The organism is Microbacterium indicum DSM 19969 (assembly GCF_000422385.1).
In the GTDB taxonomy this organism is placed as follows: Bacteria; Actinomycetota; Actinomycetes; order Actinomycetales; family Microbacteriaceae; genus Microbacterium; species Microbacterium indicum.
Genome location: NZ_AULR01000017.1, coordinates 32,629 through 59,312 on the forward strand (window position 1 = coordinate 32,629; position 26,684 = coordinate 59,312).

Genomic DNA, 26,684 nt, shown 5'->3' on the forward strand with positions numbered 1-26,684 from the left:
GGCATGAGGGCCCCACCGGGCCCGCACAACTAAGGAAGACAATGGCAGACATCACCATCAGCCCCGACGTCATCCGTGACGCGCTGAAGGACTTCGTCGCCGCCTACGAGCCCACCGGTTCTGGCGCGAGCGAGGTCGGCACCGTCATCGACGCCGCCGACGGCATCGCACACGTCGAGGGCCTCCCCGGCGCCATGGCGAACGAGCTCCTGCGCTTCGAGGACGGCACGCTCGGCCTCGCGCAGAACCTCGACGAGCACTCGATCGGCGCGATCGTCCTCGGCCCGTTCAGCGGTGTCGAGGAGGGCCAGCCCGTCGCCCGCACGGGCAAGGTGCTCTCGGTTCCCGTGGGCGAGGGCTACCTCGGCCGCGTGATCGACCCGCTCGGCAACCCGATCGACGGCCTCGGCGACATCACGGGCATCGAGGGCGACCGCGAGCTCGAGCTCCAGGCCCCCGGCGTCATGGACCGCAAGTCGGTCCACGAGCCCATGCAGACCGGCATCAAGGCGATCGACGCCATGATCCCCGTCGGCCGCGGCCAGCGCCAGCTGATCATCGGCGACCGCCAGACCGGCAAGACGGCCATCGCGATCGACACGATCATCAACCAGAAGGACAACTGGGAGTCGGGCGACGTCAACAAGCAGGTGCGCTGCATCTACGTCGCCGTCGGCCAGAAGGGCTCCACGATCGCCTCCGTAAAGGGCGCGCTCGAGGACGCCGGAGCCATGGAGTACACGACGATCGTCGCGGCTCCCGCCTCCGACCCCGCCGGCTTCAAGTACCTCGCGCCGTTCACGGGATCGGCCATCGGCCAGCACTGGATGTACGCGGGCAAGCACGTCCTCGTCATCTTCGACGACCTGTCGAAGCAGGCCGAGGCCTACCGCGCCGTGTCGCTCCTCCTCCGCCGTCCGCCGGGACGCGAGGCGTACCCCGGCGACGTCTTCTACCTGCACTCCCGCCTGCTGGAGCGCTGCGCGAAGCTGTCCGACGAGCTCGGCGCCGGTTCGATGACGGGTCTCCCGATCATCGAGACCAAGGCGAACGACGTCTCGGCGTACATCCCGACCAACGTGATCTCGATCACCGACGGCCAGATCTTCCTGCAGTCCGACCTCTTCAACGCCAACCAGCGTCCGGCGGTCGACGTGGGCATCTCGGTGTCGCGAGTCGGCGGCGACGCCCAGCTCAAGCACATCAAGAAGGTCTCGGGCACGCTCAAGCTCGAGCTCGCCCAGTACCGCTCGCTCGAGGCGTTCTCGATGTTCGCGTCCGACCTCGACCCCGCGTCGCGTCGCCAGCTCGACCGCGGCGCGCGCCTGACCGAGCTCCTCAAGCAGCCGCAGTACTCGCCGTACTCGGTCGAGGAGCAGGTCGTCTCGATCTGGGCCGGCACCAAGGGCAAGCTCGACACGATCGCGGTCGCCGATGTGCTGCGCTTCGAGCGCGAGCTCCTCGACTACCTGCGCCGCAATACGCAGGTCCTCGACAAGCTCCGCGAGTCGGGCAAGCTCGAGGACGACACGATCGCCGAGATGGAGAAGGCGACCGACGCGTTCGTGCAGGAGTTCCAGGCGTCCGACGCCGACGGAGCCCTCGCCGGCTCGGAGCAGGCCGCCGACCCCGAGGACGTCGCCCAGGAGCAGATCGTCAAGGGCCGCAAGGCGTAACGCCTTCCGGAGAAGACGCATATGGGCGCACAACTCAGGGAGTACAAGCAGAAGATCTCTTCTGCTCAGTCGACCAAGAAGATCACGAAGGCGATGGAGCTCATCGCGGCTTCGCGGATCCAGAAGGCGATGGCGCGCGTGCGCGCGTCGTCGCCCTTCTCCCGCGCGGTCACGCGGGCCGTCTCGGCCGTCGCGACGCACACCGACATCGATCACCCGCTCACGCGGGAGCCCGAGACGGTGACCCGTTCGGCGATCCTCCTCCTCTCCAGCGACCGCGGCCTCGCCGGCTCGTTCAACTCGCAGGTCATCCGCGAGGCGCTCGAGCTGGCGGAGCTGCTCCGCGAGGAGGGCAAGGAGGTCGTCTTCTACCTCTTCGGTCGCAAGGCGGTGGGCTACTTCCAGTTCCGCCGCATGGTGGCCGCCGAGGAGTGGATCGGCGAAGCCGACACCCCCACCTTCCAGACGGCCGTGCAGATCTCCGACGCGCTCGTCGCGGCGTACGAGACCGATGAGGCGGAGGGCGGGGTCAACGAGATCCACGTCGTCTACAACCGCTTCGTGAGCATGATCACGCAGACGCCGGAGTCGATCCGCCTTCTGCCGCTCGAGGTCGTCGACGCCGAGTCGGCGGGATCCTCGGGCCAGGCCGAGCTCTACCCGCTGTACGAGTTCGAGCCCGACGCCACCGAGGTGCTCGACGGGCTTCTGCCGGTGTACATCCAGAGCCGCATCTTCAACGCGCTCCTGCAGTCGGCCGCTGCGAAGCAGGCCGCCACGCAGGCCGCGATGAAGTCGGCGAGCGACAACGCCGACAAGCTCATCACCGACTACACCCGCCTGCGCAACAACGCGCGCCAGGCCGAGATCACGCAGCAGATCGCCGAGATCGTCGGCGGCGCCGACGCGCTGGCGTCCTAGGACACCCCAGGAAAGAGACAGAACATGACTACGGCAGACACCGCCACCGCGGTCGTCGGGCGCGTCGCGAGCATCACGGGTCCCGTCGTGGACATCGAGTTCCCGCACGACTCGCTGCCCGACATCTACAACGCGCTGAAGACGACGATCACGATGGGCGACACGTCCACCGAGATCACCCTCGAGGTCGCCCAGCACCTGGGTGACGACAAGGTCCGCGCGATCTCGCTCAAGCCGACCGACGGCATGGTCCGCGGCCAGGAGGTGCGCGACACCGGCGAGGCCATCTCGGTCCCCGTCGGCGACGTCACCAAGGGCAAGGTCTTCGACGTCACGGGCAACCCCCTGAACCTCGCCGAGGGCGAGACGTTCGAGGCGACCGAGCGCTGGTCGATCCACCGCGAGCCCCCGGCCTTCGACCAGCTCGAGTCGAAGACGCAGATGTTCGAGACCGGCATCAAGTCGATCGACCTCCTCACCCCCTACGTGCAGGGCGGGAAGATCGGCCTCTTCGGCGGTGCGGGCGTCGGCAAGACCGTCCTCATCCAGGAGATGATCACCCGTGTGGCCAAGGACCACGGCGGTGTGTCGGTGTTCGCCGGCGTCGGCGAGCGCACCCGTGAGGGCAACGACCTCATCTACGAGATGGAGGACGCGGGCGTTCTGGACAAGACCGCCCTTGTCTTCGGCCAGATGGACGAGCCGCCGGGAACGCGTCTGCGCATCGCGCTGACGGGCCTCACGATGGCGGAGTACTTCCGCGACGTGAAGAACCAGGACGTGCTGCTCTTCATCGACAACATCTTCCGCTTCACGCAGGCGGGCTCCGAGGTGTCGACCCTTCTGGGCCGCATGCCGTCGGCCGTGGGCTACCAGCCCAACCTGGCCGACGAGATGGGCATCCTGCAGGAGCGCATCACGTCGACGCGCGGCCACTCGATCACCTCGATGCAGGCGATCTACGTCCCCGCCGACGACTACACCGACCCGGCCCCGGCCACGACGTTCGCGCACCTCGACGCGACGACCGAGCTCTCGCGCGAGATCGCCTCGAAGGGTCTTTACCCGGCGATCGACCCGCTGACCTCGACGAGCCGCATCATGGACCCCCGCTACCTCGGCGAGGACCACTATCGCGTGGCCACGGGTGTCAAGGCGATCCTCCAGAAGAACAAGGAACTCCAGGAGATCATCGCGATCCTCGGTGTCGACGAGCTCTCGGAAGAGGACAAGATCACCGTGGCGCGCGCCCGCCGCATCCAGCAGTTCCTGTCGCAGAACACCTACACGGCCGTGAAGTTCACGGGCGTCGAGGGCTCGACGGTTCCGCTCAAGGAGACGATCGAGTCGTTCGACGCGATCATCAAGGGCGAGATGGACCACGTCGCCGAGCAGGCCTTCTTCAACGTGGGCGGTCTCAACGACGTCCTCGCCAACTGGGACAAGATCCAGAAGGAGAACGCCTGATCATGGCGCTGCAGGTGAACCTGGTGTCGGCCGAGGCTCAGGTCTGGAGCGGCGAGGCGACTCTCGTCGTGGCCAAGACCCCCGAGGGCGAGATCGGATTCATGCCCGGCCACGAGCCCACGCTCGCGATCCTCGCCGACGGCCAGGTGCGCATCACGCGCCCCGACGGCTCGAAGGTGATCGCCGTCGCGGGCGACGGCTTCATCTCGATGGAGCTCGGCGACGAGCTCAACATCGTGGCGGGCAACGCGCAGCTCGCTGCCTGACCTCCTCTCTTCGCGGGGCGGGGATCTTCGGATCCCCGCCCCGCGTCGTGCTTCCCGGAGAACACATGCTTCTGCTCCTCCCGCCGTCCGAGACGAAGCGGCCCGGGGGATCGGGCGCGCCGCTCGACCTCGGCGCGCTCGCGCTCCCCGCCCTCTCCCCGCAGCGCGCCGCGGCGCTCGACGCGCTCGTGGCCCTGTCGGCCGACCCCGAGGCCGCGGCCGCGGCGCTCAATCTCTCGGATCGCCAGCGGGGCGAGATCGGCGTCAACGCCGCCGTCCGCACGGCGCCGACCATGCCCGCGATCGACCGGTTCACGGGCGTGCTGTTCGACGCGCTCGACGCCGCCTCCCTGCCGGCGCCCGCGCGCGGGTGGCTCGGGGATCACGCGCTCATCCAGACGGCGCTCCTCGGCCCCGTCGGCGCGCTCGACGCCGTCCCGGCGTTCCGGCTCTCGGCGTCGTCGCGCCTCGCGGCGCTCGGCCCGCTCAAGCGCCACTGGGCGGGCGCGACGAGCGCCGCGCTTCCGGGGGATCCGCTCGTCGTCGACCTGCGCTCCGAGGCCTACCGCGACCTCGGCCCCGCGCCCGGCTCGCTCTACGTCCGCGTCGTCGCCGAGGGATCCGACGGCCGGGTGCGGGCGCTCAACCACTTCAACAAGAAGACGAAGGGCCTCTTCGCGCGGGCCCTCGCGCTCTCCGCGCCCGACGTCGCCTCGGCGGGCGAGCTCCTCGCCTGGGCGGGCGGCGCGGGCATCGACCTGCGCCGCTCCGACGCGCCCGGGGAGCTGCTTCTCACGGCGCGCGACGAGATTTCTCCGCGCTGAGCGGCCATTCTCGCTACGCTGAGAACGAGCGGCCTGCCCGGTCGTCCGAACCCCTCCACAGGAGACGTCATCATGATCGACCTCTTGAACGCGGCGTCGTACTACGACCCCGGCTTCGATTACGGCACGGGGGCGGGGCTGAGCTTCGGCGCCATCTTCGGCCTGATCTTCGGGATCTTCCTCATCCCGGCTCTCATCGTGTACGCGCTCTTCTCGGTGTTCTACATGTTCCTGTTCGACAAGGCTGGCGTGCAGGGCAAGTGGCGGGCGTGGATCCCCGTGTATCGCGAGATGATCTTCCTCAAGCTCGGCGACGTGAACCCGTGGCTGATCTTCTTCTTCATCGGCGGCCTCGTGCTGACGTGGGCCTTCGTCGGTTACCTCGGCGTCCTGGCCTACACGGTCTTCAACCTGCTCGCCGTCGTCCGCATCAGCCAGAAGGCCAAGGGCGAGGCCGGCTGGGTCGCGCTCTACGCGGGCTTCCCGGGCATCGGATCGCTCATCTGGCTCGGCATCATGGCGTTCTCGAAGACGCAGGCATGGGACAACACTGTCGCGCCCTCGAAGTGGTCGCGCAGCGGCTTCCTCTCCGACAGCACGCAGTGGTCGGGCGTCCCGTCGTCGGCCGCCCCCGCGGCGCAGCCCGACTACACGGCCGGCTACGCGCAGCCCGGCTACCCCGCGCAGCCCGGCTACGCGGCTCCCGCCGCGCCGGCCGCCCCGCAACCGCCGACGTACCCCGCCGCGCCGCAGGCTCCCCAGACCCCGCCGACGGCTCCCGAGGCGCCGCAGGCCGACGGCACCGACCCTCTCGAGCCGCCGCGCCCGCCGCAGGCCTGATCCGTCGCGAGCGACCCCGCCCCGCCAGGGCGGGGTCGCTCGCGTATTCCGGCGAACCACCCGCTTAGACTGGTTCGGTCCGCGCCGCCCGCTGACGGCGCGCCGCCTCCCCGAAAGGCCTCTCGTGCCCGAGACCACACCCGCCGCACCGCAGCGGCCCGAGACGCGTTCCCGCGACGTCGCCCTCGCCGACGGATCCGCGCTCACGCTCCGCTGGGCAGGCCAGACAGACGTCGGCCGCAAGCGCGAGAACAACCAGGACCGCTTCCTCACCGCCTATCCGCTGTTCGTCGTCGCCGACGGCATGGGCGGACACATCGGGGGAGAGGTCGCGAGCGAGAGCGTCGTCAACAGGCTCGACGAGATGGTCAGGCAGGGGCCCGTCACCCCCGAGGGCATCGACCAGGCGCTCGAGCACGCGGTCTCCGACATCGTCGCCCACCCCGAGACGACCGACGAGGGAACGGGCACGACCATGACGGGCATCTACCTCGACGTCGACGCGCAGGAGACTTCGATCGTCTCGATGAACATCGGCGACTCGCGCGTGTACCTCCAGCGGGGCGACCAGCTGATGCAGGTCACGACCGACCACTCGCTCGTGCAGGAGCTCGTCGCGGCGGGCCGGCTCAGCGAAGAGGAGGCCGAGACGCACCCGTACAGCAACGTGATCACGCGAGCCGTCGGCCCGACCGAGCACGTCACGCCCGACTACGTGCGCATCGACCTGCAGCAGGGTGACCGCTACGTGATCTGCAGCGACGGGCTCACGAAGGAGCTCACCGACTACGGGATCCTGCACTTCCTGCACGAGCACGAGGATCCGGCCGACGCGGTCGAGGCCATGATGGCGGCCGCCCTCGACAACGGCGGGCGCGACAACGTGTCGATCGTCGTCGTCGACGTCGCGAGCTACGCGCCCGCGGCCTGACCTCGCTCGGGCGCGTCGCTCCCCGGGGCAGCGCGTCCACAGGGGGCGGATCGGCCCCGCTGTCCACCGATCCGGCCGGATCGGCCGTCTCCCGGCGCCGCCCGTCGGCGGTGAGCGGTTCGATGGCCGCATGTCCCCAGCTCCCGCATCGCGCCGCCTCGCCGAGCCGATCGCACTCCCCGACCTTCCGGCCACCCCCTCGCGGCGGCCGTTCCCGATCGCGGCGTCGATCCTGCCCGTCCTCGGCGCCGTCGTCATGTGGCGCGTCACGGGTTCGGTATTCATGCTCTGGTTCGCGGCCCTCGGCCCCGTCCTGGCCGTCGCGTCGCTGTTCGACACGGCGCGCGGCGCGCGGCGCGACCGTCGGCGCGGGGGACGCGTCCTCGCCGCCGCGTGCGTCGACGCCCGGGCCGAGCTGGCCCGGCGCCACGACGAGGAGCGCGCTCTCGCCCGGGCGGCCGCGCCCGACGTCGAGCGCGTCGCCGCCGACGACGGACAGACGTGGCGGCGGCGCGGCGACCTCGTCGTCGGCACGGGCACGACGGCGAGCGTCGTCAGCGTCACGGGCGGCGAAGGCGCCGACGCCGAGGCCCTGCGGTCGTCGGCCGCCGAGCTGACCGGCGCGCCCGTCACCGTGCCCTGGGCCGAAGGGGTGTGCGTGCGGGGCGCGGGACCCGCGGCGCTCGCGGTGGTGCGGGCGCTGGCCGTGCAGCTGATCCTGCGCAACCCGCCGTCCGTCCTGCACCTCGCGGGGCGCCCCCTCGGCGAGGGCTGGGCCGACGAGTCGCCCCACCTCGCGGCACCCGTCGACGACCCGGGCGCCGTGCGGGTCGCGATCGTCCGCGCGGGCGAGGCCCCGCTCCTGCCGGTCGACGCCCTCATCGCCCTCGCGGGCCCCGACGAGCAGATCCCGCACGAGTGCGCGGCGCTCGTCGAAGCGGGCCCCGGTCTCACCGGCCGGCTCGTCGTCGACGGCGGCGACGTGGAACTCGAGCTCGAGGCCGTGTCGCTCGCGCAGGCGCGGGCCCTCGTCCGGCCGCTCGCGCGTCGATCCGAGGCGCGCGATGAGCGGCTCCCGAGCGGCCCGATCCCGCTCGCCGAGGTGCGCTCGCGCGATGCGGCCGAACACGACGGCGACGCCGTCGCGGCGGGGCTGCGCGCCGTCGTCGGCCTCGGTCCGCATCGCGGCGGCGACGCACCGCCCCTCGCGGCCCTCGACCTCGTGACCGACGGGCCGCACGCCGTCGTCGTCGGCACGACGGGCGCGGGCAAGAGCGAGCTCCTCACGGCGTGGATCCTCGCGCTCGCCGCCGCCGTTCCTCCCGACGCGCTCGTGTTCCTTCTCGCCGACTTCAAGGGCGGCACGGCGTTCGACCACCTGCGGGCGCTTCCCCACGTCACGGGCGTCCTGACCGACCTCGACGGGGCGGGCGCGCGGCGGGCGGTCGAGGGGCTCCGCGCCGAGCTCCGGCGGCGGGAGCGCGAGATCGCGGCGGCGGGGGCCCGCGACGTCTCCGACCCGCGGGTGGGGCTCGCGCGGCTCGTCATCGTCGTCGACGAGTTCGCGGCCCTGCTTGGCGAGCACCCCGATCTGCACGCCGTCTTCACCGACGTCGCGGCGCGGGGGCGGGCGCTCGGCATGCACCTCGTCCTCGGCACACAGCGCGCGTCGGGCGTGCTGCGCGACGCGCTCGTCGCGAACGCCCCGCTGCGCATCGCTCTGCGGGTCGCCGAGGCGTCCGAGAGCACCCAGGTCGTGGGCTCCGACGCGGCCGCGCGGATCCCGGGCGACGACGCGCACCGGGGCGTCGGGTACGTCCGGCGGTCGGGTGACGCCGCGCCGCGGCTCGTGCGCTTCGCGCTCGGCCGGCCCGACGACGTCCGCTTCGCGCTCCGCGCCCACGCCGGCGTGGCGGCGGCGCGCGGGCCGCTCCTCGAGCCGCTTCCGGCCTCGTGGCGGCCGCACGAGGCCGAGACCCGCGGGGCGATCCGCTTCGGCCTCTCCGACGACCCCGCCGAGCAGCGCCAGGTCCCGGCCGAGCTGCGCGTCGGGTCCGATCGGGGGCTCCTCGTGGTCGGGGGAGCGGGATCGGGCAAGACCGAGGCCGCACGGTGGATCGCGTCGGCGGCGCGGGCGGCTGGCCGGCGGGTGATCGAGGTGCCGCGCGACAGCGAGGGCGCGTGGGACGCGCTCGACGCGGCGCAGGCCGACCCGCCCGACCTCTTCGTCGTCGACGACGCCGACGCCGTGATCCAGCGCTTCCCCGCCGAGCACGCGCGGGCCGCCGGCGAGCTGCTCGAGGCGATCGTGCGCGACGCCGGTGCGACGGCGACGACCGTCGTGGTCACGGCGGCGAGGCTGACGGGGGCGGTGGCGAAGCTCGCCGATCTCCTGCCGCGACGCGTCGTGCTCGCGCTCCCGACGCCGAGCGACCACGTGGCGGCCGGCGCCGACCGCTCCTCCTTCGACGCGGCGCGGCCGCCGGGGCGCGCCGTCGTCGACGGGCTCGAGACCCAGCTCGCGCGCTCCGCCGTGTCGGGCGCCGTCCAGGCCGCGGCCGCGCAGGCCCCGGCCTGGATCCCGGCCGCGCCGGTGACGGCCCTGGTCGCCCGGGCGGCGGCGCGGCGGGCCGTGGCGCTGCGGGCCGTGTGGGGCGGCGACGTGCGGGTCGTCGGCGTCGCCGAGATCTCGCCCGGCGCGTCAGTCGACGACCTCGTCGCGCAGGCGCGCGGCCCGCTCGTGATCGCGGGCGACGGCGACGAGTGGCAGCGCGCCTATCCGATCCTGCAGCGCGCGCGGGCCCTGGGCGACGTCGTCGTCACGGCCGACTCGCCGGGGGAGCTCCGAACCCTCGCGGGCGAGCGCGACCTGCCCCCGTTCGCGCGTCCCCGCGCGGGGCGGGCATGGCTCGTGTCGGGATCGGCCGCGCCGCGACGGATCGTCCTCGCGGCGTAGCGGGCCGTCAGACCGAGGCGCGGATGATGCCGACCGGCTTGCCGCCGCCCAGCACGCGGAGGTCCGGGCGCTCCGCGAGCGCCTCGCCGACCGCGGCGACCGTCACGGCCCCGGCGCGCGCCAGGAGCGCGAGCGCGACGAGCGAGCCGGCGCGGTTCGATCCGTCGAGCATCTTGAGCGCGACGGTCGTGCCGTCCTCGGCGATGAGCACCTGGACGCCCTCGGCGCCCTTCTTCGAGAAGACGCCGAAGCGCTCGATCGTCAGGGTGTCGTCGCCGCCCGGCCCCTCGACCGCCCAGGGGTTCTCGCGCACCGCGCGCAGCAGGGCCCCGGCCGTGCGATGCATCGCGAACGGCGAGCGCTCCGAGGACGTGCCGATGCGGTGCATCCCGCGGGCGAGGCTTTCGAGTGACATCGCGTAGACCGGGGCGCCGCACCCGTCGGTCACCGTTCCCGCGATGCGCACCCCCGTGAGGCGCTCGATCGTCTCGCGGATGTGCACCTGCAGCGGGTGCGCCGCGTCGAGGTACGTCTGGGTGTCCCAGCCGTTCACGCGGCACGCGGCGAGCATGGCGGCGTGCTTCCCCGAGCAGTTGTGACGCACGGGGGAGGGGGATCCGTGGTCCTGGACGAGCGCGTCGCGCGTCGCCCTGTCGCCGGGCCACGCCGGCGGGCAGCGCAGGGCGTCCTCCGTCAGGCCGACCTCGGCGAGCATCCCCCGCACGACCTCGGCGTGGCGGTCGGTGCCCTCGTGGCTCGCCGTCGTGAGCGCGAGCCGCTCGCCCTCGAAGGTCGCGCCCGCCGTCGCGCACGCGATCGCCTGCATCGGCTTCATCGACGAGCGAGGCAGGATCAGCTCGGACGGGTCGCCGAGCGACTGCACGGTCTCGCCGGTCGGGCCGAGCACGATCGCCGACCCGATGTGGCGGGACTCGACGAAACCGCCGCGCTCCACCACGGCGAGTTCGACGGCGGAGGTGGCGGGGAAGGTCGCGGCTGTGCTCACCGCAACAGCCTAATCTTTGGACCATGGGCAGCCACAGCTACGCACTCACGACGACATGGACCGGCGACAGGGGAACGGGCACGAGCGGGTATCGCGACTACGCGCGCGACGTCACGGTCGCCGCCACGGGCAAGCCCGACGTCCTCGGGTCGGCCGACGTCCCCTTCCGCGGCGACGGAACCCGGTGGAACCCCGAGGAGCAGCTCCTCGCCGCGCTGAGCCAGTGCCACCTGCTCTCGTACCTGCACGCCTGCACGCTGCGCGGAGCGATCGTCCGCTCCTACGTCGACGACGCGGAGGGCTCGATGGTCACGGAGGGCAACGGCGGCCGCTTCGAACGGGTCGTCCTGCGCCCCCGGATCGAGGTCGCGGATCAGGCGATGGTGCAGGACGCCGTCGACGCGCACCACGAGGCGCACGAGTGGTGCTTCATCGCGAACAGCGTGAACTTCCCCGTCGAGATCGAACCCGTCGTGACGGTCGCCGCCTGACGCTCAGCGGCGCTCGTGCGGGAGCGCCTGCTTGATCTTCTCCACGGCGCCCTGCGCGGGCGGCTCGTTGTACGCGTTCGCGAGCTCCTGCCCCGAGAGGGCGTGGATCGCCGACATGACCTCGTCGGTCGCGAGTCGGCGGGCCCTGCCCGACTTCGCGGGCCCGTGGTGGGAGAGATCGAGCGGCTCGCCGAACTTCACGACGACGCGCTCACGGAACGACGGCATGCGCTTGCCGACGGGCATGACGCGATCGGTGCCGATGAGCCCGATCGGGATCACGGGGGCGCCGGTCTCGAGAGCGAGGTATGCGATGCCCGTGCGCCCCTTGTACAGGCGCCCGTCGCGCGAGCGCGTGCCCTCCGGGTGGAGCGCGACGGCGCCGCCCGACTCGAGGATCTCGCGCTGCCGGTCGAGGGCGTCGATCGCGGCCTGGCCCGCGCCGCGCCGCACCGGAACGGCGCCGATCGCCGTGAAGACCTGCTTCGAGAGCCACCCCGAGAAGCCGGGGCCGTCGAAGTACTCGGACTTCGCGAGGAAGTTGACCGCGCGCGGCGCTGCGGCGATCGGGATCGCGAACGAGTCGATGACGGACAGGTGGTTGCTCGCGAAGATCACGGCGCCGTGCTTCGGGATGTTCTCCTTGCCCTCGACGCGCGGCCGGTACAGCGCGCGGGCGAGGGGAGCCAGGATGATGCGTCCGAAGGTGTAGGCCCAGCTGGGCGACACAGGACGCTGGGCGGGGGAATCGCTCATCATTCCAGCGTACGGGCCCCACATGCCCGGTCCGGAATCTTCGGCCCGCGCGGCGGGTCAGCACGCGCATAACGGAAATGCGCGAGGATGGGCGGGTCCCATCCTGATCCGATTGAGGTTCCTCCGTGCGTCGTCGCTCCCTTGCGATCCTGTCCACCGCCGCCATCGCCGTGCTCGCCCTCGCGGGCTGCTCGTCGTCGGATTCGAGCGACGCCGACGCGACGGCGACGCCGAGCGCCTCCGCGGCGGCCGATCTCTGCGACGCCGCCGCCGACTCGGGCGACGCGATCGACGGCGTCGAGGTGTCGGGTGACTTCGGCAGCCCCGCCGAGGTCACCTTCGACGCACCGCTCGACGTCACCGACATCCAGCGCAAGGTGATCACGGAGGGCGAGGGCGATCCCCTCACCGCCGGCGAGTACATCGACTACGCCGCGGTCGTCTACGACGCCGACTCGGGCGAGCAGCTCGGATCCGAGGGCTACGAGGAGGCCTCGTCGCTCCCCGCGCCCGTCGCGGCGGACAACATCTTCGGCATGTCGCTCGGCTGCGCGACCCCCGGCACGCGCGTCGCCTTCACGGTTCCGAGCCAGACGTCGTCGAGCGACGGGACCACGACCCCCAACCTCGTCTACGTCATGGACTTCCTGGACACGGCCCGCACGGCCGCGTGGGGCGAGGAGCAGGAGCCGCAGGACGGCTTCCCGACCGTCGAGCTCGCCGACGACGGCACGCCCAGCGTGACGATCCCCGACGGCTTCGAGACGCCAGACACGACCGAGCTCGAGCAGCTCAAGCAGGGCGACGGCATCACGGTCGAGGACGGCGACACGGTGTTCGTCCAGTACCTCGGCGTCCAGACGTCCGACGGCACCGAGTTCGACTCGAGCTGGTCGCGCGGAACCCCGACGTCCTTCGCCACGAGCGGCGTCATCGAGGGCTTCACGAAGGCGCTCGTCGGCCAGAAGGTCGGCTCGCAGGTGCTCGCCGTCATCCCGCCGTCCGAGGGCTACGGCGACAGCGACTCGAGCGACCTCCAGGACGAGACTCTCGTCTTCGTCGTCGACATCCTCGGCACGATGCGCGCCGCGTCCTGACCGGAACCATGCGCAAGGTCATCGTCCTCGGATCCTCGGGGTCCATCGGCACGCAGGCGCTCGACGTCATCCGCGAGAACCGCGATCTCTTCGAGGTCGTCGGGCTCTCGACGGGATCGCAGGCCGACGTGCTCGCCGCGCAGGCCGCCGAGTTCGGCGTGGAGCACACGGCGCTCGGCGCCGACGAGTCGGAGCGGCTCGTCCGCGACGTCGAGGCCGACGTCGTGCTCAACGGCATCACGGGCGCCGTCGGCCTCGGCCCGACGCTCGCGGTGCTCGAGGAGGGCCGCACCCTCGCGCTCGCCAACAAGGAGTCGCTGATCGTCGGGGGCGACCTCGTGAAGCGGCTCGCGCGGCCGGGCCAGATCGTGCCCGTCGACTCCGAGCACTCCGCGATCGCGCAGGCGCTGCGCTCGGGCGCGCCCGGCGAGGTCCGTCGGCTCGTCGTGACGGCGTCGGGCGGGCCCTTCCGGGGGCTCGGCCGCGACGAGCTGCGCGGTGTGACCCCCGCCCAGGCGCTCCGGCACCCGAACTTCTCGATGGGCCGCGTCATCACGACGAACTCGGCGACGCTCGTCAACAAGGGGCTCGAGGTCATCGAGGCGCACCTGCTCTTCGACGTGCCGTACGAGGCGATCGAGGTCGTCGTGCACCCCCAGCAGGCGATCCACTCGATGGTCGAGTTCCATGACGGGTCGACGATCGCCCAGGCGGGCCCGCCGCGCATGCTCGTCCCGATCGCCCTCGGCCTCTCGTGGCCCGATCGCGTGCCGGACGTCGACGTCCCGATCGACTGGACCCGCGCCCAGACGTGGGAGTTCCAGCCGCTCGACGACGCGGCCTTCCCCGCCGTGAGCCTCGCCCGCCGCGTCGGCTCGGCCGGCGGCACGTTCCCCGCCGTCTACAACGCCGCGAACGAGCAGGCCGTCGACGCGTTCCACCGCGGCGAGATCGGGTTCCTCGACATCGTCGAGACCGTGGAGGCCGTCGTCGACCAGCACGAGGCGCCGTCGGAGATCACGCGCGAGGCGCTCGCCGACGCCGACGCCTGGGCGCGCCGGGCCGCCGATCAGCGGATCCGCGGACTGCGCTGACAGAATCGGGGGCGATGGACATCGACCTCACACAGCTCCCGCGCGTGCGGCGCACGCCCCCGACGATGCTGCGTCCGCAGCGCCCGACGCCCCGCTCGCTCGCCGAGCTCGCGACGCGGATCGGCGGCGAGCTGCGGGGCGACGACGCCCGGATCACCGGGATCACGCTCTCGTCCAGCGACCTCGCGGCCGGCGACGTCTTCGTCGGGATCCGCGGCGCCAACCGCCACGGCGCCGAGTTCGCGGTGCAGGCGGCCGCGAACGGCGCCTCGGCCGTCCTGACCGACGCCGACGGTGCGGCGCTCGCCGACGGCACGGGTCTCCCCGTCGTCGTCGTCGACGACCCGCGCGGGGCGCTCCCGGCGGCCGCCGCGTGGGTCTACGGCACGACGCCCGACGACGAGCTTCCGCTGCTCCTCGCGACGACCGGCACGAACGGCAAGACGAGCGTCACGCACCTCCTCGACGGGCTCCTGACCCAGATCGGCGCCGTCTCCGGCGCGTCGACCTCCGCCGAGCGCGTCATCGCGGGGGAGCGGGTCGTCGCGGGCCTCACGAGCCCCGAGGCCACCGAGTTCCACGCGCAGCTCGCGCGCATGCGCGAGGCCGGCGTCGAGGCCGTCGCGATCGAGGTCAGCGCCCAGGCCGTCACGCGCCACCGGGTCGACAGCGTTCTCTTCGACGTCATGGCTTTCACCAACCTGACGCATGACCACCTCGACGACTATGGCGACATGGAGTCGTACTACCAGGCGAAGGCTCCGCTCTTCACGAAGGAGCGCGCCCGCCGAGCCGTCGTCTCGCTCGACTCGACCCCCGGATCCCGCATCGCCGCCGAGGCCACCGTGCCCGTCACGACGATCGCGACCCCCGACATCGCGGCCGATCGCGCCGTGGCCGAGAAGGCCGACTGGATCGTCGAGGTCACCCGCGAGGAGCAGCGCGGCACGTCCTTCCGCCTGACGGGCCCGGAGGGATCCCTCGAGACGACGGTCCCCGTCATCGGCGCGCACATGGCGTCGAACGCGGGCCTCGCGATCGTCATGCTCCTCGAGGCCGGATACACGTGGTCGCGGATCCGCGAGGCGCTCGAGCGCGACGGCGGGATCCGCGCGTGGGTCCCCGGACGCACGCAGCTCGTCTCGGGCGCGGAGGGGCCCGCGGTCTACGTCGACTTCGGGCACACGCCCGACGCCTTCGAGAAGACCCTCGCCGCCGTCCGCCGCGTCACCCCCGGCCGCGTCCTCATGCTCTTCGGCGCCGACGGCGACCGCGACACCCTCAAGCGCCCCGACATGGGCCGCACGGCGGTCGAGGGGTCCGACATCGTCGTGATCACCGACCACCACCCGCGCTTCGAGGACGCCCCGTCGATCCGCCAGACCCTGCTCGGCGCCGCCCGCGCGGCCGACCCGCAGCACGAGATCTACGAGGTCTCGCCGCCCGAGGCCGCGATCGTGAAGGCCGTCTCGCTCGTCGGCCCCGGCGACGCGATCCTCTGGGCGGGGCCGGGCCACCAGAACTACCGCGACATCGAGGGCACCCAGTGGGGCTACTCGGCCCGCGAGCTCTCGCGCCGCGCGCTCATCGCGGCGGGCTGGCCCGCACCCGACCGGGTGTGGCCGAACCCGTACCTCGACGACTGATGGCCGTCATCGCGTTCATCGTCGGCGTGCTCGTCATGCTCGTCGGCCTCGGCATCTCGATCGCGCTCCACGAGATGGGGCACATCCTCCCCGCCAAGGCCTTCGGCGTGCGCGTCGGGCAGTACATGATCGGCTTCGGGCCGACCCTCTGGTCGCGGCGCATGGGCGAGACGGAATACGGCTTCAAGGCGCTGCCGCTCGGCGGCTTCATCTCGATCTCGGGCATGTACCCGCCGAGCCCCGAGGCCGAGGGGATCCGCAAGCGCGTGTGGTCGACGCTCGTGCAGGAGGCGCGCGCCGCCAACGACGAGTCGATCGGCGACGCCGGCGACCGCGTCCTCTACAAGCAGGCCACGTGGAAGCGCCTCGTCGTCATGCTCGGCGGCCCCTTCATGAACCTCGTCCTCGCGGCCGTGCTGTTCTCGATCCTCTATTCCGGGATCGGCATGTACACCTCGACGACGACCGTCGGGACCGTGTCGCAGTGCGTCCTCCCCGCCGACACCGACCAGACCGAGTGCGCCTCGGGCGACACGCCGTCGCCCGCCGCGGCCGCGGGCCTCGAGCCCGGCGACGTCATCGTCGCGGTCGACGGCACCGACGTCGCGACCTTCGACGAGGCCTCGGCGATCATCCGCGTCCACGCCGGCGACACGATCCCGCTCACGGTCGAGCGCGACGGGTCCGACGTGACGCTGCAGATCACGCCCGTGCTCGCCGAGAACCAGTACACCGACGAGAACGGCGACACCGTCACGGGCCAGGTCGGCTTCGTCGGGTTCAGCCCCACGACCGAGCGCGAGGCCCAGCCGATCTGGGCCGGGATCCAGGCGACGGGCCAGCAGGTCGGCAACGTCGTCGACGTCATCGTCCACCTGCCCCAGCGGATCTACGAGACCGCCGTCGACCTCTTCACGGGCCAGGCGCGCGACCCCGACGGGCCCATCGGCGTCGTCGGCGTCGGGCGCATCGCCGGCGAGGTCGCCGCGGCCGACGCCCCGATCATGGACCGCGTCGCGACCATCGTGAACCTCCTCGCGTCGCTCAACGTCGCCCTCATGGTGTTCAACCTCATCCCTCTCCTCCCGCTCGACGGCGGCCACGTCGTCGTCGCCCTCTGGGACGGGATCAAGAGGATGTGGTTCCGGATCCGCCGCAAGGGCACCCCGAAGCCGGCCGACGCGACGCGCCTCGTTCCCCTCACGCTCGTCGTCGTGACCCTCATGATCGGCATGAGCGTGCTGCTCCTCGCAGCAGACCTGTTCAACCCCGTCGACCTGTTCGGGACGGGGTAGGTTTCCGGCCGGCCCGGCCGCGACCGGCTTCGGTCGCGTCCGCTTCGCGGTCAGGGGGCGGGCGGCGCAGTCCCCGGCGGCTTCGCCGCTCCCGCCAGGCCCGATGCCGGCGCCGCCCGGCCCCTGACCGCTCCGCTCGTCAGGTGGAGTGCGGGGGGGGCGAGCACGCCGCGGGTGGATTCAGCCCTCGACGGCGATGCCGTGCGACTCGGCGAGGAGGCGCGCGAGCTGCTGCAGCTGGAGCGACGAGATCGTCGCGCCGCGCAGAGACGGGACCCCCGCGAGGCCGTCGAGGTCCGCGCCGCGCAGGTCGACGTCGCGGAGCGTCGCCTGGGCGACGTCGAGCCGCGAGATCCGGGTCCCCGGGGCGGCGAAGCGGGTGATCTTCGACTGCCCGAGGTCGAGCTCGTCGATCGTGCAGTCCGTGAAGGTCACGTCCTGGAGCGTCGAGCCGCGGAAGTTCACGAACCCCAGGCGGCAGTCGACGAAGTGCACGGCCTCCCACGCCGAGTCGAAGGACTCGACGGAGCCGAGTCGGGATCCGCGGACCTCGACGTCGCGCCACCGGCTGCGCGTGCCGCGCAGGACGGGGACGTCGAGGCGCTTGACGCGCGACTCGAGGACCTGCGCGTACCGGGTGCTGCCCTCGGGCGCGCGGACGCCCGCGAGGTCGCACGCGATCAGGGTTCCGCCCTCGATGTCGAACGCGTCGAGGGTCAGGGCGTCGAACGAGAGGCCCTCGGCCGTCGTGCGGGGCGCGAGGTCGTACGCGTCGCCGGGCCGGAGATCCTCGAGCCCCAGCTGGGGGAGGGACGGCGCCTTCACGGATCGACCGTCCTGCCCATGATCTGCATGACGCGGGTGCCGTCGTAGCTCGGATGCGTCGCGAGGCGGCGCCAGCCGCGGGCTCGGTAGAAGACCACCGCGGGGTCGGCGTCGTCGTCCCAGGTGCTCAGGAGGGCGGCGCCGCGGACCCCTCGGAAGACGGCGTCATACAGGGCGCCGCCGACGCCCGTCCGACGGTGCTGCGGGATCACCCCGAACTGCACGAACTCGAAGCCGGGGGTCCACAGGTCCGCGTCGGGGCCGAGCGCCTCGCGCACGCTGTCGGTGTAGTACTGGCCCCGGGCCCCGCGATATCCGTAGGCGAACCCGATCATCGCGTCGTCGGCGTATGAGGCGGCGAGGCGGAACTCGTCGCGCCGGGCGTGGCGACGCAGGAGACCGCCGAGCCACTCGTCGCGGTCGGGTGCGTCGCCGAACACCGCCTGGTAGACGGCCCAGATCTCGTCACCGCGGTCGATCGCGGCTGCGCCGTCGAAGAGATCGACCCGCATCAGCCGAGGCGCGCGAGCACGGTGCGGGCGGCGAGGCGGCCCGGCATGCCGTGGACCCCGGGGCCGGGGAGAGTCGAGGCGGAGGCGAGGAAGACCTGCGGATCCGGCGTCGCCCAGGGCGTGAGCGACAGGCGCGGGCGGGCGAGGAGCTGCGGCAGGCTCGAGAGGCCCCCGTCGATCGCGCCGCCCACGAGGTTGGGGTTGTAGGCCTCGAGCGCCGCGGGATCCCAGGACCGCCGCGCGAGCACGCGCTCGCGGAACCCGGGCGCGAAAGCCTCGATGCGCGCCTCGATGCTCTCGGAGATGTCGCCGTCGTACCCGAACGGCACGTGCGCGTAGCCGCTGAACGCGACCTTGCCCTCGGGCGCGCGGGACGGATCCATGCGCGACGCCTGCGAGAGGAGCAGGAACGGCTCGTCGGGGAGGCGACCGCGCGCGACGTCGCGCTCGGCGGCGATGACCTGCTCGGCGGTTCCCCCGAGGTGGATGAACCCCGCGTCGGCGAGGCCCTCGTCGGCCCACGGGACGGGGGCGTCGAGCGCCCACTCCATCTTGTAGACCCCCGCGCCGTAGCGCATGCGGTGCAGGGCGTTCGCGTAGCGCGCGGGGAAGCGATGGCCCGCGATCCGCAGCGCCTCGCGGGGAGACGTGTCGAGGATCACGGCGCGCGCGTGGGGGAGCGCCTCGACGTCGGTCACGCGCTCGCCCGTGACGACGGCGCCGCCGAGCGACTCGAGCCGCGCGACGAGGGCGTCGGCGATCGACTGCGAGCCGCCGACCGCGACGGGCCAGCCGACCCCGTGCGCGAACGCTCCGAGGGCGACGCCGACGAGGGCCGTCGCCGGCTGGCGCAGGTCGACGATCGAGTGGGCCGCGAGGCCCGAGAGGAGGGCGCGCGAGCGCTCGTCCCGCAGGGCCCGCAGGATCCAGGGCGTCGGCCACACGCTCGTCGCGCCGAGCGCGATGAGGTCGGGCGTCGGGTGCAGCGGGTCGCCGATCGCGCGCCCGACCTGCCGCCACCTGCCGGCGAAGCGGCCCATGACCCCGCGCCAGAGCGCCGCGTCGCGTCCGAAGCCCGCGGCCGTCTCGGCGACGTCGCGGCGCAGCAGCGCCGAGCGGCCCGGCGCGATCGGGTGCCCCAGCGGGACGTCGGTCTGGGCGAAGCGCAGGCCCTCGCGCTCGAGCCCGAGCTCGCGGAAGGCGGGGCTCGCCATCGCCATCGGGTGGTTCGAAGCCCCCGAGTCGAAGACGAATCCCGGCAGAAGCGATTCGTGGCTGCGCAGCGCGCCGCCCGGCGTCTGCTGCCCCTCGAAGACCGCAACCTTCCACCCCGCCTCCGCGAGCGTCACGGCGGCGACGAGCCCGTTGGGGCCCGAGCCGACGACGACGGCGTCGAGGTCGAGGTCGCGATCCGAGGTAGTCACGCTCCCACGGTAGCGGGGGTCGCGGCGTGGGTGACGAGCCTTTCGAGGGTTCGGATCCCGTCGCGCGACAGGATCGACTCGAGGTGGCCCTGGACGCTCGCGAATCCGGATCCCCGGAGCGCGTACACGTCGCCGTTGTCGGCGGCCGCGATCTCGACCTCGCCGACGCCGGGGCAGCGGCTCTCGCTCGGCGTCAGGTGGCTCACGCCCGGCAGGACGCGCGCCGTGAACGTGTTGTAGAACCCGATCGCGGCGGGCTCGCCGAACAGGTCGACCGTGAGCTGCACGCCCTGGTGCGGGCTCGCGAGCGGGCCGCTGCCGATGCCGAGCTCGCGCGCGAGCACCTGGTGGCTCAGGCACACGGCGACGATCGGGGCGTGCGCCTGGAGGCGCCGCGACACGACCTCGCGGAGGCGCGCGATGCGGGGGCTCGACGCGTCGTTCGGATCCCCGGGGCCGGGGCCCGACACGACGATGTCGGCGGCGTCGACGCGCTCGGGCGTCGCCTCCTCCCACGGCACGATCTCGACCGCGAGGCCCAGGTGGCGCAGCTGGTGGGCGAGCATCGTCGTGAACCGGTCCTCGGCGTCGACGACGATCGCGCTCCGCCCCGCGAGGGGCCGCTCGGCCGGCGCCGCCGACTGGTCATCGAGCCAGAACGGCGCGAGGCGCGCGTTGCGCGAGGCGAGCTGGGCGGCGATCAGCGGGTCGTCCGCGAGGCGCGCGGGCGCCTCCGCCGGCGCGTCCTGGTCGACGCCCGCGACCGAGGTGACCGCGCGGGGGATCGCGCCGATCGCTCCGAGGACTCCCGCCGCCTTGCCGTGCGTCTCGGCGACCTCGCCGTAGGGATCCGAGTGGCGCACGAGGGTCGCGCCCGCGGCGACGCGCAGCCGGCCGTCGGCGAGGTACGCCGTGCGGATGAGGATCGGCGCGTCGAGGTCGTGGCCCCCGTCGCGCGGCGTGAAGAGGGCCGCGACCCCCGAGTAGTAGCCGCGCGGCTCGGACTCGTGCCGCGTGATGACGGCGCACGCGTTCTGCATGGGCGAGCCCGTCACCGTCGGTGCGAACATCGTCTCGCGCAGGATGTTGCGCGGGTCCATCTTCGAGGTGCCGCGCAGGACGTACTCGGTGTGGGTCAGGCGCGACATCTCCTTGAGGTGCGGCCCCGTGATCCGGCCCCCGTCGCCGCAGACGGCGCTCATCATCTTGAGCTCCTCGTCGACGACCATGAAGAGCTCCTCGGTCTCCTTGGCGTCGTCGAGGAACGCGCTGAGCGCCTCGACCGTCGCGCCGCCCGCGGGGTGGCGGAAGGTGCCCGAGATCGGGTTCATCGTGACGGTGCGGCCCGCCGGACCGGCGTCGACCGCCGTCACGTGCGCCTCGGGGCTCGCGCCCACGGCGACGTGCCCCGGCGTGACGATCGCGAAGGTCCAGTACGCGCCGCGCTCGTGCTCGAGCAGCGCGCGGAACCAGGTGAGGGCCGCGAGGCGCGGGTCGGCGTCGACGCCGGCGGTGAAGTCGCGGCGGATGACGAAGTTCGCCCCCTCTCCGCGCCCGATCTCGTCGCGGATCACGGTGCGGACCGTCTCGGCGTACGCCTCGTCGTCGATGTCGAAGCCCGCGTCTGCCAGGGGGATCTCCTCCGACGGGAGCGCCGCGATCGCCTCCGCCGACGGGATCTGGTCGTGCTGCTCGACGAGGAGGCAGCGCAGGGGCGCGCCGTCGTCGTGCGCGTCGAAGCCGCGCTCGCGCACCTGACGGTAGGGGACGAGCGCGAGGACCTCCCGCGGGGATCCGTCGGCCCGCTCGAGCGGGATGTCGGCCAGGAGCTCGACGTCGAGCGTCGGACCCGTGAGGATCTCGACCTCGGAGCCGTCGCCGCGGGCCAGGAGGGCGAAGGACGCGGCGGGGTCGGCCGCGAGATCGAGGATGCGCTGCGCGGTGGTGCTCATGTTCCGCTTTCTGTGTCGTGCGACGGGCGGAACGCCCCGCATACGCGAAACGACCGCCGGATCGACGGTCGTTCTCTGAGAGGATTCGCGAGAGTGGGGCCGCCTAGGAGACGAGCCACCACCAGGACTGTGCCGCGAACATGCGACGAAATTACCACACGGCCTCAGGCGCTCATGACGGGCTCCGTCTCGCCGAAGTCGTGCGCCGTCCGCGGCGGGCGCACGGCGTCGATCCCGATCACGATCGCGAGCGAGACGGCGCCCCAGATCCCGAGCACCATCCACTCCGACATCGCGGCGTTCGACGACGGGACGCCGAGGAACATCAGCGTGCCGACGGTCGGCAGCACAGCGAGCACGCCGATGAGGCGCTCGAACACCATCGCGAACATCGTGACGCAGGCGATCGTGACGGTTCCCGCGCCCCAGAGGGCCGCGAAGTGCCCGTCGACGGCGCCCGTGATCGGGCCCGCGATGACTCCGACGACCGCCGACATGAACGGGGCGTAGGCGGCGAGGAGCGGCAGCATGCGCTTCAGCGGGCGTCTGCGCGGCTGCGCGTTGGCCGCGACGACCACGACCATGAAGCCCGCGAGGATCCATCCCATCGCGAGGTACATGACGACGACCCCGTTCGGGTCGCTGTCCGGCAGGGGAGCGACGTCGTCGACGACGAGCGGCATCTCCTGCGCCGCCGCGACCTGCGCGAAGGTGCCGTCGACGACCTGGAACGCCGTCCCCGACGCGGCCTGGTTGGCGATGAGGGTGAACTGCGGGCTGTCCTGCGTGGGCAGGACGATCGCCGCGACGAGATCCCGATCCTCGACGAGCGTGCGCACGTCGTCCTCGTCGGCCGCCGCGTAGACCGCGAAGTCGTACATGCCGTCCATCTGCTCGTCGAGCCCGTCGGCCGCCTGCTGCGCCTGATCGGACGTCTGCCCGACCACGGCGACGGGCATGTCGTGCGGCGTCGCGGCGTGCATCGAGCCGAGCATCGACGAGATCATCATCGTGACCATCGCGAGGGGGAAGGCGAGGACCGAGATGTAGCGCCCGACGCGCGAGGCCGGGCGCCTGCCGCCCCACAGGGTCGGGATCGAGGGCGCGAGCTCGCGGCCCTCGGGGTGGCGACGCCGCGAGATCGCGTCGTACGCCTTGGTCGCGAGCAGGCCCGCCGCGGCGCCGAGCGCGAGGACGAGAAGGTGCGGCGTGACGCCCTCCCCGCCGAAGTAGAGGACGGATCGCATCGACTCGCCGATCGCCGGCATCGGCAGGAACCCGTGCGTCCATTGGAAGAACGTCGGCATCGTGTAGACCGACATCGCCATGTTCGACGACGGCATGCCGAGCACCATGAGGAAGAGCATCCCGACGATCACGCCGAGCGGGCCGAGGAGCCGCGTGATGAACAGCTGCACGCTCGAGATCGCGAAGACCTCGAGCCAGTCGATCACGAGGACCGCCGGGGTGCGGTCGAGCGAGACGACCCCGAGGATCGGGCCCGCGACGGCCCACACGATGCCCGCGATGAGCGCGGCCCACCCCGCCATGAGCGGGACGATGCGGCGGAAGCGCAGCAGCTCGGGGCTGTTCGACGCGAGGACGCTGAACGGGAGGTACCCCGCCATGACGAGCGCCGTGGTCATGAGCATCGCGCCCATGCCCGTGAGGTCGCCGTCGGGGAGGGGCGCCACGTCCTCGTTGGTGGGCGCGAGGCCCTCCTCGCCGAGGAAGGGCGCGACGAGCGAGACGACCGTCCTCGCCTGCGACGCCCCCGCTGCGCTCGACGTGTAGATGGTCGCGGATCCGTCGCCGACGACGATCGCCGCCGAGACCTCGCGCGCGATGACGGCCTCGCGCGCCTCGAGCGCCGAGTCGGCCGTCGAGACGTCGACGGCGTCGCCCTCGGCGTCGGCCAGCGCGCTCGCCACGTCTCCCGCCTGCGCGCCCGCGACGACGATCGGCATGTGGTTCGGCTCGGGCGCTTGCATCGTGCCGAGGTAGCTCGTGATCATCATGCCGACGAGGATCAGCGGCATGATCAAGATCGCCGCCTATCGGCCGATGATCTCGGCCGTGGCGCGCTTCGCGGCCTTCTCCTCGAGCTCCTCGGGGGTCGGCGTCTCGGCGGGTTCTTCTGGTGTGGATCCGCGTGCGGCGCGGCGCGTCGGCGGGGTCGGTGTCATCGTCACGATCACCGAAATTAAGACACATGGCGTAAAAAGAGAAGCGCCGGAACGGCATTTGGAGGAAGCGGTCAGCATGGGACGACACGGCGACAGGGTGCGGGAGCAGCTCATGGACGCGGCCGAGCGGCTCTACGCGTCCGAGGGCGTCGCCGCCGTCTCGGCGCGCCAGATCGCCGACGCGGCCGGCATGTCGAACCACTCGGCCGTGGCCTACCACTTCGGCGGGCGCGACGAGCTGCTCGAGGCGCTCGTGGGGCGGCACACGGAGGCGACCCTCGCGCGCCGGCGCGAGCTCGAGGCCGCGCTCGGGGCGGAGCCCACGGCCCAGGAGATCCTCGCGACGCGCCTCATGCCGTTCGTCGAGAACCTCGACGCGCTCCCGCGGCCCAGCTGGCGGGCGCGGTTCCTCGTGCAGGCCGCGGCGCACCCCGCCGGGCGCGAGATCCTCGCCCGCGTCACGCGGACGACCGAGGTGTCCGAGGGTGTCGGCGTCCTCGCGCGCCTGGCGCCCGGCGTGCCCCGTCGCGTTATCGGGGCCCGCAGCGCGATCGTCGGGGGGCTTGTGCTCAACGTCTGCGCCGGATACGAGGCGCAGGCCGCGGTGGGGATCGAGGAGAGCGGGTGGATCGGCGTCGGCTGGTTCCTCGTCGACGCCGCGGCCGGCATGCTCACGGCGCCCGTGATGCACCCGGGCGGAATCGGCACGCCGCCCGACCCCCTCCTGTAGGGGTGCTGGAAGAGGGCGCCCCGCCGCGGGCGCCAGCGTAGGCTTTGCGTGTGCCTGCAGTGAACATCGGTATGCCTCGCGTCCCCGAGATCCTCCACCCCCGTCGCAAGTCGCGGCAGATCAACGTGGGCAAGGTCAAGGTCGGCGGCGACGCACCCGTCTCGGTGCAGTCGATGACGACGACGAAGACGACCGACATCAACGCGACCCTCCAGCAGATCGCCGAGCTCACCGCCTCGGGCTGCGAGATCGTCCGCGTCGCCGTCCCGAGCCAGGACGACGCCGACGCGTTGCCGATCATCGCGAAGAAGAGCCAGATCCCCGTCATCGCCGACATCCACTTCCAGCCGAAGTACGTCTTCCAGGCGATCGACGCCGGCTGCGCCGCCGTGCGCGTCAACCCCGGCAACATCCGCAAGTTCGATGACAAGGTCGGCGAGATCGCCCGCGCCGCGCAGGCCGCAGGCGTCTCGCTGCGCATCGGCGTGAACGCGGGATCCCTCGACCGGCGCCTGCTCGAGAAGTACGGCAAGGCGACGCCCGAGGCTCTCGTCGAGTCGGCGGTCTGGGAGGCTTCGCTCTTCGAGGAGCACGACTTCCACGACTTCAAGATCTCGGTCAAGCACAACGACCCGGTCGTCATGGTCAAGGCCTACCGCCAGCTCGCCGAGCGCGGCGACTGGCCGCTGCACCTCGGCGTGACCGAGGCCGGCCCCGCCTTCCAGGGCACGATCAAGTCGGCCACCGCGTTCGGCATCCTCCTCTCCGAGGGCATCGGCGACACCATCCGCGTCTCGCTCTCGGCCCCGCCGGCCGAGGAGGTCAAGGTCGGGCACCAGATCCTGCAGTCGCTGAACCTGCGCGAGCGCAAGCTCGAGATCGTGTCGTGCCCGTCTTGCGGCCGCGCCCAGGTCGACGTCTACTCGCTCGCCGACAGCGTGACCGAGGGCCTCAAGGACATGACGGTCCCGCTGCGGGTCGCCGTCATGGGCTGCGTCGTCAACGGCCCGGGCGAGGCGCGCGACGCCGACCTCGGCGTCGCGTCGGGCAACGGCAAGGGTCAGATCTTCGTCAAGGGCGAGGTCGTGAAGACGGTGCCCGAGGCCGACATCGTCGAGACCCTGATCGCCGAGGCCAATCGCATCGCCGACGAGATGGGCCCCGACGCCCAGGTGGGCACCGCCCAGGTCATCACGGCGTGAGCGCCTGAGGAGGGCGCGGGCGGATCCTCGCGCCGATCCAGAGTGCGCTCCTCTCGTACGGAAGAGCGCCGGTCGCGACGTCGAGGATGAACGCGAAGGCCTCGTCCTCGCCCGCCTCGATCTCGGCTCCGTTGATCCAGAGGAACAGGTTCATGAGCGCCCACGCGGTGCGCTTGTTCCCGTCCATGAGCGCGTGGTTCCGCGCGACCGAATCCATGAGCACGGCCGCCTTCTCGGCGAGCGTCGGGTAGACCTCGTCGCCGCCGAAGGTCGTCGCGGGCCGCGCGAGCGCGGATCCCAGGAGGCCCGCGTCGCGCAGGCGGAGGCCGGATCTCTCGATCCAGCGCGCCGCCTGCGCGAGCGTCAGGGGCTCCGTCGTCATGCGTCCGCGAGACGCTTCAGCAGGCTCGCGTCGCGCTCGAGGATCATGTCGATGCCCTGATCGACCTCGATCATCCCCAGACGATGCCGCACGTACTCTTCGATCCCGCTCACCGCTGCGGCGTGCTTCGAGGTGTGCTCGGCCTCGGCGACGCGTGCGAGCTTGGCGTCGAGGTCGTCGGGGAGTCGGAGCGTCATGGCCATGC

25 protein-coding genes are annotated in these 26,684 nt (G+C 72.4%); 15 read left to right on the forward strand and 10 right to left on the reverse strand.

Translation table 11 applies throughout. The annotated features are described in order from the left end of the window. Nucleotides 1–41: 41 nt before the first annotated feature. The 8 genes from atpA to H576_RS0111265 all read left to right on the forward strand — a co-directional run bounded on the left by atpA (nucleotide 42) and on the right by H576_RS0111265 (nucleotide 9,881). Nucleotides 42–1,676 carry a F0F1 ATP synthase subunit alpha gene (gene atpA, locus H576_RS0111230; protein ID WP_029151014.1) on the forward strand — a complete coding sequence of 545 codons (1,635 nt, stop codon included), beginning with the start codon at nucleotides 42–44 and terminating at the stop codon, nucleotides 1,674–1,676. Between the two features lie 21 nt (nucleotides 1,677–1,697). Next, nucleotides 1,698–2,597 (forward strand): F0F1 ATP synthase subunit gamma, encoded by a 900-nt coding sequence (locus H576_RS0111235; RefSeq protein WP_029151015.1) that lies wholly within the window; start codon nucleotides 1,698–1,700, stop codon nucleotides 2,595–2,597. Nucleotides 2,598–2,621: 24 nt separating this feature from the next. Continuing rightward, nucleotides 2,622–4,064, forward strand: a complete 1,443-nt coding sequence (gene atpD / locus H576_RS0111240; protein ID WP_029151016.1) for a F0F1 ATP synthase subunit beta — start codon at nucleotides 2,622–2,624, stop codon at nucleotides 4,062–4,064. A 2-nt stretch (nucleotides 4,065–4,066) separates the two neighbouring features. Further along, on the forward strand, nucleotides 4,067–4,330 hold the full coding sequence (locus H576_RS0111245) for a F0F1 ATP synthase subunit epsilon (RefSeq protein ID WP_029151017.1): 264 nt from the start codon (nucleotides 4,067–4,069) through the stop codon (nucleotides 4,328–4,330). Nucleotides 4,331–4,395: 65 nt separating this feature from the next. Then, complete coding sequence (locus H576_RS0111250) at nucleotides 4,396–5,154, forward strand: YaaA family protein (protein WP_029151018.1); 759 nt, start codon at nucleotides 4,396–4,398, stop codon at nucleotides 5,152–5,154. 72 nt (nucleotides 5,155–5,226) lie between these two features. Then, a complete protein-coding gene (locus tag H576_RS15540) occupies nucleotides 5,227–5,994 on the forward strand; it encodes a hypothetical protein (RefSeq protein WP_051172673.1) in 768 nt (255 codons plus the stop codon). A 124-nt stretch (nucleotides 5,995–6,118) separates the two neighbouring features. Then, on the forward strand, nucleotides 6,119–6,925 hold the full coding sequence (locus H576_RS0111260) for a PP2C family protein-serine/threonine phosphatase (protein WP_029151019.1): 807 nt from the start codon (nucleotides 6,119–6,121) through the stop codon (nucleotides 6,923–6,925). Nucleotides 6,926–7,055: 130 nt separating this feature from the next. Continuing rightward, the gene (locus tag H576_RS0111265) at nucleotides 7,056–9,881 is read left to right on the forward strand and encodes an FtsK/SpoIIIE domain-containing protein (RefSeq protein WP_029151020.1); all 2,826 of its coding nucleotides are present in this window, start codon (nucleotides 7,056–7,058) and stop codon (nucleotides 9,879–9,881) included. A 7-nt stretch (nucleotides 9,882–9,888) separates the two neighbouring features. Here H576_RS0111265 and H576_RS0111270 read toward each other — a convergent pair whose 3' ends face one another. Continuing rightward, complete coding sequence (locus tag H576_RS0111270) at nucleotides 9,889–10,887, reverse strand: asparaginase (protein ID WP_029151021.1); 999 nt, start codon at nucleotides 10,885–10,887, stop codon at nucleotides 9,889–9,891. Nucleotides 10,888–10,910: 23 nt separating this feature from the next. On the opposite strand from H576_RS0111270, the gene H576_RS0111275 reads away from it, so the two are divergent. Continuing rightward, nucleotides 10,911–11,378, forward strand: coding sequence for an OsmC family protein (locus H576_RS0111275; RefSeq protein ID WP_029151022.1), 468 nt, complete (start codon nucleotides 10,911–10,913; stop codon nucleotides 11,376–11,378). Between the two features lie 3 nt (nucleotides 11,379–11,381). Here the strand turns inward: H576_RS0111275 and H576_RS0111280 are convergent, their stop codons facing one another. Next, nucleotides 11,382–12,137 (reverse strand): lysophospholipid acyltransferase family protein, encoded by a 756-nt coding sequence (locus tag H576_RS0111280; RefSeq protein ID WP_029151023.1) that lies wholly within the window; start codon nucleotides 12,135–12,137, stop codon nucleotides 11,382–11,384. A 122-nt stretch (nucleotides 12,138–12,259) separates the two neighbouring features. Between H576_RS0111280 and H576_RS0111285 the strand changes: the two genes are divergently transcribed. The 4 genes from H576_RS0111285 to H576_RS0111300 are packed head-to-tail and all read left to right on the forward strand — an operon-like array spanning nucleotide 12,260 to nucleotide 17,266. Continuing rightward, the gene (locus tag H576_RS0111285) at nucleotides 12,260–13,231 is read left to right on the forward strand and encodes an FKBP-type peptidyl-prolyl cis-trans isomerase (protein ID WP_029151024.1); all 972 of its coding nucleotides are present in this window, start codon (nucleotides 12,260–12,262) and stop codon (nucleotides 13,229–13,231) included. Nucleotides 13,232–13,239: 8 nt separating this feature from the next. Continuing rightward, complete coding sequence (locus H576_RS0111290; RefSeq protein WP_029151025.1) at nucleotides 13,240–14,325, forward strand: 1-deoxy-D-xylulose-5-phosphate reductoisomerase; 1,086 nt, start codon at nucleotides 13,240–13,242, stop codon at nucleotides 14,323–14,325. Between the two features lie 14 nt (nucleotides 14,326–14,339). Next, complete coding sequence (locus H576_RS0111295; RefSeq protein ID WP_245559173.1) at nucleotides 14,340–15,971, forward strand: Mur ligase family protein; 1,632 nt, start codon at nucleotides 14,340–14,342, stop codon at nucleotides 15,969–15,971. Next, nucleotides 15,971–17,266: a M50 family metallopeptidase gene (locus H576_RS0111300; protein WP_029151027.1), complete on the forward strand. Its 1,296-nt coding sequence runs from the start codon at nucleotides 15,971–15,973 to the stop codon at nucleotides 17,264–17,266. Before H576_RS0111295 ends, H576_RS0111300 begins: the two co-directional genes overlap by 1 nt. A gap of 180 nt (nucleotides 17,267–17,446) precedes the next feature. Here the strand turns inward: H576_RS0111300 and H576_RS15545 are convergent, their stop codons facing one another. From H576_RS15545 to H576_RS17015, 6 genes are all read right to left on the reverse strand, one after another. Beyond that, a complete protein-coding gene (locus H576_RS15545; protein WP_051172677.1) occupies nucleotides 17,447–18,091 on the reverse strand; it encodes a pentapeptide repeat-containing protein in 645 nt (214 codons plus the stop codon). Further along, entirely contained in the window at nucleotides 18,088–18,603 is a 516-nt protein-coding gene (locus tag H576_RS16900) for a GNAT family N-acetyltransferase (protein ID WP_036320664.1), read from the reverse strand. Before H576_RS16900 ends, H576_RS15545 begins: the two co-directional genes overlap by 4 nt. Then, complete coding sequence (locus H576_RS0111315; protein ID WP_029151028.1) at nucleotides 18,603–20,027, reverse strand: phytoene desaturase family protein; 1,425 nt, start codon at nucleotides 20,025–20,027, stop codon at nucleotides 18,603–18,605. The genes H576_RS16900 and H576_RS0111315 overlap by 1 nt, the downstream gene beginning before the upstream one ends. Continuing rightward, nucleotides 20,024–21,979, reverse strand: coding sequence for a chorismate-binding protein (locus tag H576_RS0111320; RefSeq protein WP_036320667.1), 1,956 nt, complete (start codon nucleotides 21,977–21,979; stop codon nucleotides 20,024–20,026). The genes H576_RS0111315 and H576_RS0111320 overlap by 4 nt, the downstream gene beginning before the upstream one ends. A 164-nt stretch (nucleotides 21,980–22,143) precedes the next feature. Beyond that, on the reverse strand, nucleotides 22,144–24,018 hold the full coding sequence (locus tag H576_RS15555) for an ABC transporter permease (RefSeq protein WP_051172679.1): 1,875 nt from the start codon (nucleotides 24,016–24,018) through the stop codon (nucleotides 22,144–22,146). Nucleotides 24,019–24,033: 15 nt separating this feature from the next. Then, a complete protein-coding gene (locus tag H576_RS17015; protein WP_211215811.1) occupies nucleotides 24,034–24,171 on the reverse strand; it encodes a hypothetical protein in 138 nt (45 codons plus the stop codon). Nucleotides 24,172–24,241: 70 nt separating this feature from the next. Between H576_RS17015 and H576_RS15560 the strand changes: the two genes are divergently transcribed. Both H576_RS15560 and ispG read left to right on the forward strand, forming a co-directional pair. After that, a complete protein-coding gene (locus H576_RS15560) occupies nucleotides 24,242–24,895 on the forward strand; it encodes a TetR/AcrR family transcriptional regulator (protein WP_169564344.1) in 654 nt (217 codons plus the stop codon). Between the two features lie 71 nt (nucleotides 24,896–24,966). Beyond that, nucleotides 24,967–26,097, forward strand: coding sequence for a flavodoxin-dependent (E)-4-hydroxy-3-methylbut-2-enyl-diphosphate synthase (ispG, locus tag H576_RS0111335; protein WP_029151030.1), 1,131 nt, complete (start codon nucleotides 24,967–24,969; stop codon nucleotides 26,095–26,097). Here ispG and H576_RS0111340 read toward each other — a convergent pair. Both H576_RS0111340 and H576_RS0111345 read right to left on the reverse strand, forming a co-directional pair. Then, nucleotides 26,087–26,479 (reverse strand): type II toxin-antitoxin system death-on-curing family toxin, encoded by a 393-nt coding sequence (locus tag H576_RS0111340; RefSeq protein WP_036320670.1) that lies wholly within the window; start codon nucleotides 26,477–26,479, stop codon nucleotides 26,087–26,089. The genes ispG and H576_RS0111340 overlap by 11 nt on opposite strands. Further along, nucleotides 26,476–26,682: a ribbon-helix-helix domain-containing protein gene (locus H576_RS0111345; RefSeq protein WP_029151032.1), complete on the reverse strand. Its 207-nt coding sequence runs from the start codon at nucleotides 26,680–26,682 to the stop codon at nucleotides 26,476–26,478. The genes H576_RS0111340 and H576_RS0111345 overlap by 4 nt, the downstream gene beginning before the upstream one ends. Nucleotides 26,683–26,684 lie beyond the last annotated feature (2 nt).

What these genes read in the sequence shown, in the direction of transcription:
- atpA (WP_029151014.1), top strand. Translation starts at nt 42, where the DNA reads ATGGCAGACATCACCATCAGCCCCGACGTCATCCGTGACGCGCTGAAG.
- H576_RS0111235 (WP_029151015.1), top strand. Translation starts at nt 1,698, where the DNA reads ATGGGCGCACAACTCAGGGAGTACAAGCAGAAGATCTCTTCTGCTCAG.
- atpD (WP_029151016.1), top strand. Translation starts at nt 2,622, where the DNA reads ATGACTACGGCAGACACCGCCACCGCGGTCGTCGGGCGCGTCGCGAGC.
- H576_RS0111245 (WP_029151017.1), top strand. Translation starts at nt 4,067, where the DNA reads ATGGCGCTGCAGGTGAACCTGGTGTCGGCCGAGGCTCAGGTCTGGAGC.
- H576_RS0111250 (WP_029151018.1), top strand. Translation starts at nt 4,396, where the DNA reads ATGCTTCTGCTCCTCCCGCCGTCCGAGACGAAGCGGCCCGGGGGATCG.
- H576_RS15540 (WP_051172673.1), top strand. Translation starts at nt 5,227, where the DNA reads ATGATCGACCTCTTGAACGCGGCGTCGTACTACGACCCCGGCTTCGAT.
- H576_RS0111265 (WP_029151020.1), top strand. Translation starts at nt 7,056, where the DNA reads ATGTCCCCAGCTCCCGCATCGCGCCGCCTCGCCGAGCCGATCGCACTC.
- H576_RS0111275 (WP_029151022.1), top strand. Translation starts at nt 10,911, where the DNA reads ATGGGCAGCCACAGCTACGCACTCACGACGACATGGACCGGCGACAGG.
- H576_RS0111280 (WP_029151023.1), bottom strand. Translation starts at nt 12,137, where the DNA reads ATGATGAGCGATTCCCCCGCCCAGCGTCCTGTGTCGCCCAGCTGGGCC.
- H576_RS0111290 (WP_029151025.1), top strand. Translation starts at nt 13,240, where the DNA reads ATGCGCAAGGTCATCGTCCTCGGATCCTCGGGGTCCATCGGCACGCAG.
- H576_RS0111295 (WP_245559173.1), top strand. Translation starts at nt 14,340, where the DNA reads ATGGACATCGACCTCACACAGCTCCCGCGCGTGCGGCGCACGCCCCCG.
- H576_RS0111300 (WP_029151027.1), top strand. Translation starts at nt 15,971, where the DNA reads ATGGCCGTCATCGCGTTCATCGTCGGCGTGCTCGTCATGCTCGTCGGC.
- H576_RS16900 (WP_036320664.1), bottom strand. Translation starts at nt 18,603, where the DNA reads ATGCGGGTCGATCTCTTCGACGGCGCAGCCGCGATCGACCGCGGTGAC.
- H576_RS0111320 (WP_036320667.1), bottom strand. Translation starts at nt 21,979, where the DNA reads ATGAGCACCACCGCGCAGCGCATCCTCGATCTCGCGGCCGACCCCGCC.
- H576_RS15555 (WP_051172679.1), bottom strand. Translation starts at nt 24,018, where the DNA reads ATGCCGCTGATCCTCGTCGGCATGATGATCACGAGCTACCTCGGCACG.
- H576_RS15560 (WP_169564344.1), top strand. Translation starts at nt 24,242, where the DNA reads ATGGGACGACACGGCGACAGGGTGCGGGAGCAGCTCATGGACGCGGCC.
- ispG (WP_029151030.1), top strand. Translation starts at nt 24,967, where the DNA reads ATGCCTCGCGTCCCCGAGATCCTCCACCCCCGTCGCAAGTCGCGGCAG.
- H576_RS0111340 (WP_036320670.1), bottom strand. Translation starts at nt 26,479, where the DNA reads ATGACGACGGAGCCCCTGACGCTCGCGCAGGCGGCGCGCTGGATCGAG.
- H576_RS0111345 (WP_029151032.1), bottom strand. Translation starts at nt 26,682, where the DNA reads ATGGCCATGACGCTCCGACTCCCCGACGACCTCGACGCCAAGCTCGCA.